This is a genomic window from Flavobacterium sp. RNTU_13 (assembly GCF_046614455.1).
Classification (GTDB): Bacteria; Bacteroidota; Bacteroidia; order Flavobacteriales; family Flavobacteriaceae; genus Flavobacterium.
This window is the reverse complement of the sequence record NZ_JBKJHB010000008.1, coordinates 131,385-143,196: the sequence shown is the minus strand read 5'-3', so window position 1 is coordinate 143,196 and position 11,812 is coordinate 131,385. Positions and strand designations below refer to the sequence as shown.

Annotated in this window: 4 protein-coding genes and 1 other RNA gene; 4 read left to right on the top strand and 1 reads right to left on the bottom strand. The window is 41.1% G+C overall.

Features of this window, described 5'->3' with window-relative positions; translation table 11 throughout:
• Window positions 1–3,586 (top strand): beta strand repeat-containing protein (locus ACLI08_RS16035; protein WP_411429521.1); only part of this gene is annotated, 3,586 nt, incomplete at its 5' end.
• A 350-nt stretch (window positions 3,587–3,936) separates the two neighbouring features.
• Here ACLI08_RS16035 and ssrA read toward each other — a convergent pair.
• Window positions 3,937–4,333: a transfer-messenger RNA gene (gene ssrA / locus ACLI08_RS16030) on the bottom strand.
• A 212-nt stretch (window positions 4,334–4,545) separates the two neighbouring features.
• Between ssrA and ACLI08_RS16025 the strand changes: the two genes are divergently transcribed.
• From ACLI08_RS16025 to ACLI08_RS16015, 3 genes are all read left to right on the top strand, one after another.
• Window positions 4,546–5,763, top strand: a complete 1,218-nt coding sequence (locus ACLI08_RS16025) for an NAD(P)-dependent oxidoreductase (protein WP_411429520.1) — start codon at window positions 4,546–4,548, stop codon at window positions 5,761–5,763.
• Window positions 5,764–5,822: 59 nt separating this feature from the next.
• Window positions 5,823–8,570, top strand: coding sequence for a histidine kinase (locus tag ACLI08_RS16020; protein WP_411429519.1), 2,748 nt, complete (start codon window positions 5,823–5,825; stop codon window positions 8,568–8,570).
• A gap of 243 nt (window positions 8,571–8,813) precedes the next feature.
• Window positions 8,814–11,810, top strand: a complete 2,997-nt coding sequence (locus tag ACLI08_RS16015) for a SusC/RagA family TonB-linked outer membrane protein (protein WP_411429518.1) — start codon at window positions 8,814–8,816, stop codon at window positions 11,808–11,810.
• The last annotated feature ends 2 nt before the right edge of the window (window positions 11,811–11,812 follow it).

The window sequence follows — 11,812 nt, the reverse complement described above, 5'->3', positions numbered from 1 at the left end:
GTACTACGTATCTCAGACACTGAATTCTTGTGAGAGTACAAGGACCGCGGTGAGCGTAACAGTGAACACAACTGCTGCTCCAACAGCATCGGCACAGACCTTCTGTAACGGAGCTACAATAGCAAGTTTAACTGCAAACGGCACTTCATTAAAATGGTACACTTCCAATACAGGTGGCACTGCGTTGGCAACCACTGCCGCGCTTTCTACAGGCACGTACTACGTATCTCAGACACTTAACGCTTGTGAGAGTACGAGGACCGCGGTGAGTGTAACAGTAAATACAACAGTTGCTCCAACAGCATCGGCACAGACTTTCTGTAACGGAGCTACAGTAGTAGAGCTTACTGCAAACGGTACCTCACTAAAATGGTATACAGCTGCTACAGGCGGAACGGAGTTGGCAACCACTGCCGCGCTTTCTACAGGCACGTACTACGTATCTCAGACACTTAACGCTTGTGAGAGTGTGAGGACAGCAGTGAGTGTAACAGTAAATACAACAGCTGCCCCAACAGCATCGGCACAGACTTTCTGTAACGGAGTTACAGTAGTAGAGCTTACTGCAAACGGCACTTCGTTAAAATGGTATACAGCTGCTACAGGCGGAACGGAGTTGGCAACCACTGCCGCGCTTTCAACAGGCACTTACTACGTATCTCAGACACTTAACGCTTGTGAGAGTGTGAGGACAGCAGTGAGTGTAACAGTAAATACAACTGCTGCCCCTACAGCATCGGCACAGACTTTCTGCAACGGTGCTACAGTATCTAACCTTGTGGCAAACGGCACTTCGTTAAAATGGTACACAGCAGCTACAGGCGGCACGGAGTTGGCAACAACTGCCGTGCTTGCAACAGGTACGTACTACGTATCGCAAACGCTAAACGCTTGTGAGAGTATAAGGACAGCGGTGAGTGTAACAGTGAACACAACAGTTGCACCAACAGCATCGGCGCAGACATTCTGTAATGGAGCTACAGTAGCAGAGCTTACTGCTAACGGTACTTCATTAAAATGGTACACAACTGCTACAGGCGGAACGGAGTTGGCATCGACCACGATACTTTCTACCGGTACGTATTACGTATCGCAGACGCTAAACGTTTGTGAGAGTGCAAGGATTGCAGTGAGTGTAACAGTGAACACAACAGTTGCACCAACAGCATCGGCACAAACATTCTGTAACGGAGCCACGGTAGCAAGTTTAACTGCAACCGGTACTTCATTAAAATGGTACACTTCTAGTACAGGCGGAACGGAGTTGGCAACCACTGCCGTGCTTTCAACAGGCACGTACTACGTATCGCAAACACTTAACGCTTGTGAGAGTACAAGGACAGCGGTGAACGTAACAGTGAACACAACTGCTGCTCCAACAGCATCGGCACAGACATTCTGTAACGGAGCTACAGTAGCAAGTTTAACTGCAAACGGTACTTCACTAAAATGGTATACAGCTGCTACAGGTGGCACTGCGTTGGCAACCACTGCCGCGCTTGCAACAGGCACGTACTACGTATCTCAGACACTGAATGCTTGTGAGAGTACAAGGACAGCGGTGAGCGTAACAGTAAATACAACAGTTGCTCCAACAGCATCGGCACAAACATTCTGTAACGGAGCTACAGTAGCAGAGCTTACTGCAAACGGTACCTCATTAAAATGGTACACAGCTGTTACAGGCGGAACGGAGTTGACTTCAACCACGATACTTTCGACAGGTACATACTACGTATCTCACACACTGAACGCTTGTGAGAGTACAAGGACAGCGGTGAGTGTAACAGTAAATATAACTGCTGCCCCAGCTGCTTCAGCACAAACTTTCTGCAACGGAGCTACAGTAGCAGAGCTTAATGCAAACGGTACCTCATTAAAATGGTACACAGCTGCTACCGGCGGAACGGAGTTGGCAACCACTGCCGCGCTTGCAACCGGTACCTACTACGTATCTCAAACACTTAATGCTTGTGAGAGTACAAGGACAGCGGTGAGCGTAACAGTAAACACAACAGTTGCTCCAACAGCATCGGCACAGACTTTCTGTAACGGAGCAACGGTATCTGACCTTATTGCAAATGGTAATACGCTGGCATGGTATGCAGATGCTACTTCGACAGATCCTCTTGCGTCGACGACAATCCTTACAACAGGCATATATCACGTATCTCAGACACTGAATTCTTGTGAGAGTACAAGGACAGCGGTGAGTGTAACAGTAAATACAACTGCTGCCCCAACCGCATCGGCACAAACATTCTGCAACGGAGCTACAGTAGCAGAGCTTACTGCAAACGGTACCTCACTGAAATGGTATACAGCTGCTACAGGCGGAACGGAGTTGGCTTCAACCACGATACTTTCGACAGGTACATACTACGTATCTCAGACACTTAACGCTTGTGAGAGCACAAGAACTGCTGTGAACGTAATAGTGAACACAACTGCTGCTCCTACAGCATCGGCACAGACTTTCTGTAGCGGAGCAACGGTAGCAAGTTTAACTGCTAATGGCACTTCGTTAAAATGGTATACAGCTGCTACAGGTGGTACGGAGTTGGCAACAACCACGATACTTTCTACCGGTACGTACTACGTATCTCAAACACTTAACACTTGTGAGAGTACAAGGACCGCGGTGAGTGTAACAGTAAATACAACTGCCTCACCTACAGCATTGGCACAGACTTTCTGTAGCGGAGCTACAGTAGCAAGTTTAACTGCAAACGGAACCTCACTAAAATGGTACACTGCTGCTACAGGCGGAACGGAGTTGGCAACCACTGCCGTGCTTTCAACAGGCACGTACTACGTATCGCAAACGCTAAACGCTTGTGAGAGTACAAGGACAGCGGTGAACGTAACAGTGAACACAACTGCTGCTCCAACAGCATCGGCACAAATATTCTGTAACGGAGCAACGGTATCTGACCTTGTTGCAAACGGCACTTCATTAAAATGGTACACAGCTGCTACAGGCGGCACGGAGTTGGCAACCACTGCCGCGCTTTCAACAGCCACGTACTACGTATCTCAGACACTGAACGCTTGTGAGAGTACAAGGACAGCGGTGAGCGTAACAGTAAATACAACTGCTGCCCCTACAGGCATTTCACAACAGGCATTTAATAGTGCTGACAATGCTACAGTTGCAGATATAAATGTCGTAGGCGAGGGTATTCTTTGGTACACTTCTGAAGCCGAAGCACTGGCTGGAAGTAATCCTCTGCCTGAACATACTGTTTTGGAGAATGGAATCACCTACTACGCTACCCAAACAATTAATGAGTGTACAAGTAAAACGACCCTGGCAGTAACCATATCTGTAATTTTAGGTAATGATCATCTTACTAAGGATGTATTTAAATACTATCCGAACCCGGTAGACAAACAACTTAATATAGAGTCTACACAAAACATATCTAATGTAGCGGTCTACGACTTAAATGGTAAGCTGGTTTTTGAAGTGAAATGGAATGCACACAGTGGAACACTTAATATGAGTGCACTAGAGGCAGCAAGCTATATTGTAAGAGTTACTACAGGCAATCAAATTAAAAATCTTACTATTATTAAGAAATAGCCATTAGTTATCTGAGTTATCCTGAAAGAGATTAACGGATTGAAATAAGAAACCCGATTGCATTTTGCAGTCGGGATTTTTATTTTTCACCTCCAACGGTATTGTTGTTTCTAAAATTAACGATTTCGGCTTTTAGAGTTTAAAAGGTTGTAGGTGTATGTATTGCTAAGTACAATAAGAGGAGATAATTGTATGTGGAATACGAAGTGAATTATCCAAAAACAAAACCTTTTAACACCTTTGCAGGTGGAAATAAAAAACCTGCAAAGGTTCAGATTTGCAGGTTTTATAGGCTTTTAAGACATTGAGTCTCACTTCCACTGGATATTTCAAAAACGCATAAAACGTCCTCGTGGAGCCGCCGGGAATCGAACCCGGGTCCAAACAAGGTAACAAAGAGCTTTCTACACGCTTAGTTTCCGCTTGGATTTTAGTTAACAGGCAAGGCCGGAAACTGCCACCTGTTACTTAGCTCTTAAAGTGTCAGGAAAGCCGCAGAGCAAAACTTTCCCTAGGTTTACTTTTACGGTTCTCCTAATCGAAACGCCATAAACCAAGGCTTTTCAGGAGAATCCTGCCTCCCTGCCTGGCAGGGACGAGGCTATTCTTACTATAGTTCAGAATTAAGCAGCAAGAGCGTAGTTATTTTCGCCGTTTAAATGTTCGGAGCAATGATATACGGGAACAGCCCCATTTCCCGACGTGCTTACTGTCCATTACGGCTTGCTGTCAAAACCAGTCGGCCCCATGTTTATAAGGAGGTGCAAAAGTAATAAAAAAGTAATTTATTATCATGTTTTATATGTAACAATAAATTTTCCTGCCTTAACTATATAGATTTTGAAAATATGTTATATTTGGATTTTATAAATTACGATATAGTTATAATATTAAGCTATTTCGTTTTCGTATTTTTTAAATTCACAAAAAAGACCAAGCTTTTTACAAAAATAGGATATATGAAATTTGGGATATTAAGGGAGCGTAAATCGCCACCGGATAAACGGGTGGTTTTTTCACCATCTAAGTTGTTGGAATTTAAAAGGTTATTTCCTGATGCTGAAATAAAAGTTGAAGCCTCAGATATACGCGTTTTTACAAATGAGCAATATAAAGAGCTTGGTATAGATGTCACAGAAGATGTTTCTGATTGCGATGTACTTATAGGTGTTAAAGAAGTACCTATTGATGCTTTAATACCCGGAAAAAAATATTTTTTCTTTTCTCACACCATAAAAAAGCAGCCTTACAACCAAAAAATGCTGCAGGCAGTACTGGATAATGATATTACGTTGTATGATCATGAAACGGTAATAGACCAAGCGGGTAAGCGATTAATAGGTTTTGGTCGTTATGCCGGTATTGTGGGTACTTATAATGCTTTTAGAGCATTTTGCCTTAAGTATGATCTTCATGATTTGCCCAAGGCAGAAAGCTTAGCCGGTAAGGAAGAACTTATTGCAAGGCTTAAAAAACTATATCTTCCTCCGTTTAAAATTGTACTTACGGGTCATGGTAAAGTGGGTATGGGGGCTAAAGAAATTTTAGACGCGGTAAAAATAAAGGAGGTTTCTATAAATGACTTCCTTACTAAGTCTTACGATGTACCTGTATATGTACACATAGATGTGCTGGACTATAACCGCCGTAAAGATGGCGAGCCTGCAATAGGCAATGCCGAGTTTTTTACCGGTGCCGAAGATTTTGAGTCAGACTTCGCGCGTTTTGCAAATGCAGCAGATATGTTTATTGCGGGTCACTTCCATGGGAATAATGCCCCTGATATACTTACAGCAGAAATGCTTGCCGGGAAAGACTGTAAATTAAAAGTTGTTGCCGATATTTCTTGCGATGTAGCCGGGCCGGTAGCTTGTACATTGAGGTCTTCTACAATTGCGGAGCCTTTATACGGTTACAATCCGCTTACCCGCCAGGAAGTAGATGTTTTTCATCCGGCGGCTGTAGTGGTTATGGCGGTAGATAATTTGCCGTGCGAACTTCCTAAAGATGCCAGCGAAGGCTTTGGAGATATGTTTTTGCAGCACGTAATCCCGGCATTTTTTAATGATGATGCCCACGGAATTTTAGAACGCGCCGTTATTGCAGAACATGGAAAATTAGCGCCTAGGTTTAAATACCTCGACGGATATGTAAAAGAAAATGTGCCCCATATATAGGGGCATTTTTTTTGGCTATAGTTTTCCTATTTTTGAACGGTTAATAATAAAGCGGTGATATGTTATTAAAACGCGCACTTTTACTACTACTATTACTTTTTGGTTTAAATGTAGCTCAGGGGCAGCAGTTACTGCCTTATGTTGAAAATTTTACAAAATCAGAATATAACGGTGATAATCAGGTTTGGAATGTAGCTCAGGGTACAGATAAAGCCATGTATTTTGCGAACAACCATTACTTTTTACGTTATGATGGTGTTAAATGGGAAAAGTATGCTATGCCCAATAAAACCATTATCCGTTCTATTTTTATATGGGGTAATAAAATTTACTGCGGCTCCTATAAAGAGTTTGGATATTGGGAGCGCTTAAATGGTGTAATGCGTTACACATGTCTTTCTTCAGAAAAATTGTTTACAGGTTTCGCCGGGAATGAGGAGATATGGAAAATTTTCAGGAACGGAAACCGTTTGTTCTTTCAATCTTTTAATGCGCTTTATGTGTATGAACAAGGCCGTATAGAACGCCTTAACTTTCCTTCGCAAATATCGTATTGTTATGTTATAAACAATCAAGTGTATGCAGCTACTACCCGTAATGGCATTTACCGGCTTATGGGCAATAAGTTTGTTCATGTAAAAGAATGGGCATTGGTAAATGGAAGCGTAGTGCATGGTATGGATCAGTATGATAACAACACTTTTATATTTACAAAGAATAAGGGGGTGTATGTAGCTAATGCTACGGGAATTGCTTCGTGGGATAATGCCCTAAACAATGTTCTAAAAGAGGAAGTTATTTTATCTGAACAATTTATAGGTAAAAACCTGCTTGCAATAGGTACTTCGCGTAGCGGCTTGTATTTGGTTAACCTTGATGATGGTTCTTATAAAAACATAAACAGGCAAAACTCTCTACGGAACAACGCTGTTTTAAGTATTGCAACAGATAGGGAAGGAGATCTTTGGCTGGGGCTGGATAATGGTATTGCCCATGTAGAAATTAACGCGCCACTACAACTTTTTACAGATAATTCGGGTTTATTAGGTTCTGTTTATTCACTCTCCACGTTTTCTGGTGGTTATTTGTTAGTAACCAATCACGGTGTGTTTACCTATTCCGACCAAAATATTGCACCTGTACCAAATACCCAGGGACAGGTTTGGGACATATATAAAAATGGAAACAGTTTTATTATGGGGCATAATGACGGTACTTATGTGTTTAGCAATGGAATGGTTACTAAAGTTAGCCCGGTAAACGGTGGATGGAAATTTTTAAAAAGCCGGTATGATAGTGTTTACTTCCAGGCAAATTACTCGGGTATAGCCGTATATAATAACATTAATGACCTTAGTAAGTATAAAATTCTGGATAATATACAAAAGCCGATACGCAATATAGCGCAAAACCATCCGGGAGAACTATGGGCGGCAGATAATTACCGAAGTTTGTACCGCATAACGTATGATGATAATTTTAATGTAAAACAGGTAGAAAATGTATCGGCAAATAATCACATAAAAAGCGATTTTAATGTAAAGATATGCAGTTTCAGGGATCAGGTATTGTTTTTTATAGCCGGTTCATGGTATACATATAATGCGGTTTCTACTAAACTGGAAAAAAACCAGCTTTTTAATAAGGAGTTCGGGTTCATTTCAGATATCATACCTATAGATGATAACAATTTCCTTGTTTTTAAAAACAACTTGCTTTATTTGGTAAACCAGAACGGAGATTCGTTTTCATGGCGTTTAATTCCTGATAAATACTATCAGGGAAGGTTGATTATAGAAAATATACAGGTATATAATCAAGGAAATAAAATATACATAAATCTTGACGACGGCTTTTTATGCTTAAACAGGGATTTACCAAAAGAGCCTGCACCTACAGTTACCGTTGAAGGATTTTACGAAGGTAAACTTATAAATCATGACATACGTATTAAGTACGGCAGTGCGTTGGAACTTAGTATTATTACATCACGCTTTGGGTTTTTAAAACCCAATTTAGTTTACAGCCTGGATGATGGTAAAACCTATTCCCCAGTGGTTGCCGGTAAAGTATTGCTTAACAACCTTAGCAGTGGCGACTATTCGCTTATCTTATATACCGAAAACGGAAGGATCCATACTAAGGTGGGGGAATATAATTTCTCTGTTAGTAAGGCATGGTACTATTCCTGGTATATGGTAGTTGTATATATAATGTTTACCGGGGCAGTACTGTTTTTATACTACCGATGGAATACACTTAAATATATGCAGAAGGTCCGTTTAAATGAAGAAGAACTCAGGCACCGGACCCAGATTATGGAGTTGGAATACCAGGCAGAAATGAAACTGAAAGAGCAGCAATATGAAAAACACAGGCTGGAGATGGAAGTACAGTCTAAAGCAAGCGAAGTAGCGGGTAAATCCTTAAGCATTGCAAAACATAGTGAAATGATTGAGAGTATACAGGAAGCTCTTGAGACAGAAAAAGATACCCCTAAGCTGGTTTCTAAAATAAAGAAAATTATAAAAACGAATTCTATAAGTAAGAACGAATGGCAGAGTTTTGAAAAAAACTTAATAAAAAGTCACGAAGAATTTGTGGAACGCCTTACTACAAAATATCCGCTGCTTACACCAAAGGATATTAAGTTATGCATATATCTTAAAATGAATTTATCTTCTAAGGAAATTGCGCCGCTCATGAATATTTCGTTCAGAGGAGTAGAATTGCATCGTTATAGGTTACGGAAAAAACTTGGCATATCTACAGAAGAGAGTTTAACCCGCTTTATGATTACAGTATAGCGAATAAAATTTTAACATATTTTACGGTTTTAAAATCGTTTTCGTAAAAAAATAATTAACTCATCATCACTACATCATTACTGTAGTTTTTGATGGGTTAATATTTTTTATAAATTATTGTTAATCAATTTTTTATATTATTTTTTTATGTTTTTGATGTAGTAATGATTGGGTATGTTAACTACAGCTATAACGTTTTAGAGTTGTACCTTCGTTTTGCTAACTTTTAACATAGTTCAATTTATGAAAAACTTTATTCTGGGTTTTTTGCTGCTGCTGTGCGGTATTAGCTACGGCCAGCAAATTACGGGTCAGGTTCTGGACGAAGGAGGTCTTCCTGTACCTAATGCTTACATTACTGCCGATGGAGGAAAGGTTTCTACCTCTGCCGATATCGACGGTAACTTCTCTATTAAAACTGCTGTGGGCAGTCCTCTTACATTTTCAATGCTAGGGTACGATACTGTTACTGTTAATGCCACATCAGGGCCTATGAAAGTAACCATGAAATCAAGTGCTGCAAACACTTTAGAGGAAGTGGTGGTAATAGGTTACGGTACGCAAAAGAAAGCCGATGTAACGGGTGCAGTAGCCATTGTTAACGAAAAAGACCTGCGTGACCGCCCTAACTCTAACGTTATGAGTAGTGTACAGGGTAAAGTGGCGGGTGTTAACGTGGTTAACTCTGGTACCCCGGGTGGTACTCCTATGGTTAATATAAGGGGTATAGGTAGTATTGCAGGTTCTCAGCCCTTGTATGTAGTAGATGGTGTACTAACACAAGACATCTCTTATCTTAACCCTTCGGATGTAGAGAGCATGAGCATACTCAAAGATGCGTCAAGTTCTGCGATTTATGGTATTCGTGCTGCAAACGGTGTAATTATAATAACTACTAAAAAAGGGAATAAATCAGGCGAGGAAAACATTGCCATAACGCTTGATACAAACCTCGGCTTTACCGTACCAGTAAATGTACTTAAACTGGCTAATGCCGCAGATTATATACGTATGTATAATGATAAAGCAGCATACGAGAATAATCCGGCTACTATTAATGCTGCCCAGTTTGGTAACGTTGATACAGACTGGTATAAGGAAATCCTTAAAAAATCAGCTGTTACACAAAATCATAACGTATCTATTTCCGGAGCTTCACAAAAGACCCGTTATAATATGGGGCTTGGTTACTTTACCCAGGATGGTATTTTAGATGCCGGCCAGGGTATTAACTCGGGTAACGATTACAAAAGGATAACAGCTCGTTTAGGTGCTATTTACGACATTACCGAAGCATTTAGGGTAGGTGGTAACATAGCTTACTCTAAAGCTAACACAAACGACTCTCAAATCCCTTTTTATCAGGCAAGGGTGGCACCACCGGTTTTCCGTGCTAAAAATGCCGATGGTACTTATGGTACACTGCCAGATACACCAAGCCTTGGTACGTTTGCAAACCCACGTGCTACACTTGACTTTTACCGCGGTAAAAGCGTAAGTAACAGAAATGTGGCTAATGGCTTTGCCGAGCTTGATATTGTTGAAGGCCTTACCGCCAAAACAAGCTATACAAGAGATAATACCGATTATTTTGGTTACTCATATACCCCTGAATATTTTGTAAGTTCATCTCAAAGGTCGTTAAACAGTTCTCTTTCAAATACCTGGACAACCAGGGAGAGCATCCTTTGGGAAAACACCCTAACTTACACGCTATCTATAGACAAGCACAGGATTACAGCGCTTGCAGGTTACAGTAAACAGCAAGATACATGGCGTACTACCAGCATTACGGCTACAGACGTTCCGTACTATGGTAACGACGCTACATTATACCTTAACCTTGGTAATATAGCACAAACCACTGCTAATAGTGATGTTAACGGAAGCAGGACACGTTTTCAGTCATACTTTGGCCGTGTTCAGTATTCCTTTGCCGATAAATATTTACTAAACGCTACAGTAAGGCGAGATGGTTCTTCAGTATTTAATTTTGATGGTAACCAAAAATCGGCAACGTTCCCATCTGTGGGTGCTGGTTGGGTATTAACCAAAGAGAAATTTATGGAGAAATCAGGTATTGATTTCTTTAAAATAAAAGCTAGCTGGGGACGTCTTGGTAACGCTTCTATAGCGCGCCAGTACGATGCTTCAGCATCTGGGCAAAACGGTGCATTTTTCGGTACATCTACACAGGCTCAAACTGCCATTTCGGTTTCGAAACTTGTAGACCCTTCAATCAACTGGGAAATTGTTACTGAAACAGATTTTGGTTTTGAGAGCCGATTCCTGAAAGATAGGCTATCGTTTGAAGCAAACTACTACAACCGTGAAACTAAGGATGCGGTAATGGAAATCTCGATTCCTTCTCAGGCAGGTCTTGGAGAAAAATTTGTAACTAATGCCGGTACGTTTGTAAACAAAGGTTTTGAATTTGATGTTAAGTGGAACGACCAGGTAGGCGAAGATTTTACTTACGGTGTTTACGCTAACGTTACAACTATTAAAAACGAAGTTACTGAGGTATTAGGAGGTTCATTCCTAAACACCGGGCCGGGCTTATTTGGTAACCCGATTAAACGTTGGGAAAAAGGTTCTGAAGTAGGTGCTTACTACGGTTACCAGGTAGTAGGTGTTATAAAAACACAAGAGGAGGCAGACGCTTACGGTTCGCCTGTAGGTTCGCTTAAATTTGAAGACCGCGACGGTAATGGTATCATCGATGATAAAGACAAAAAATTCCTTGGTAGCCCTATACCTACAGCTACATACGGTTTTGGATTTAATTTAGGATACAAAGGCGTAGACCTTTCGGTAGATTTCCAGGGTGTAGCCGGTAACGAGATTTATAACTTTAACCGTAACGCACGTTATGGTAATGAAAACTGGGATCAGGATTACGTAAACAACCACTATTCGTCTACAAATCTTGGCGGGACATATCCTGCTGCTAACTCAGACCAAACGTCATCAAGGCCAAGTTCTTTCTATGTAGAAAAAGGCGATTACTTCAGGATAAGGAATGCCATGTTAGGTTACACACTGCCTTCTGAATTCCTTGAAACTATTAAAGTTGATAAAATACGTTTCTACGTAAGTGCACAAAACCCGGTAACATGGTTTAAGTACAACGGCTTTAGCCCGGAACTTGGAAACCAAAGCGTATCAGATATGGGTATTGACAATAACGTATACCCGGTATCTGCAGTGTATAATTTCGGTGTTAACGTTAAATTCTAAAA

Excerpts from the sequence above, each read along its gene's own strand:
- ACLI08_RS16025 (WP_411429520.1), top strand. The coding sequence starts at position 4,546 with ATGAAATTTGGGATATTAAGGGAGCGTAAATCGCCACCGGATAAACGG.
- ACLI08_RS16020 (WP_411429519.1), top strand. The coding sequence starts at position 5,823 with ATGTTATTAAAACGCGCACTTTTACTACTACTATTACTTTTTGGTTTA.
- ACLI08_RS16015 (WP_411429518.1), top strand. The coding sequence starts at position 8,814 with ATGAAAAACTTTATTCTGGGTTTTTTGCTGCTGCTGTGCGGTATTAGC.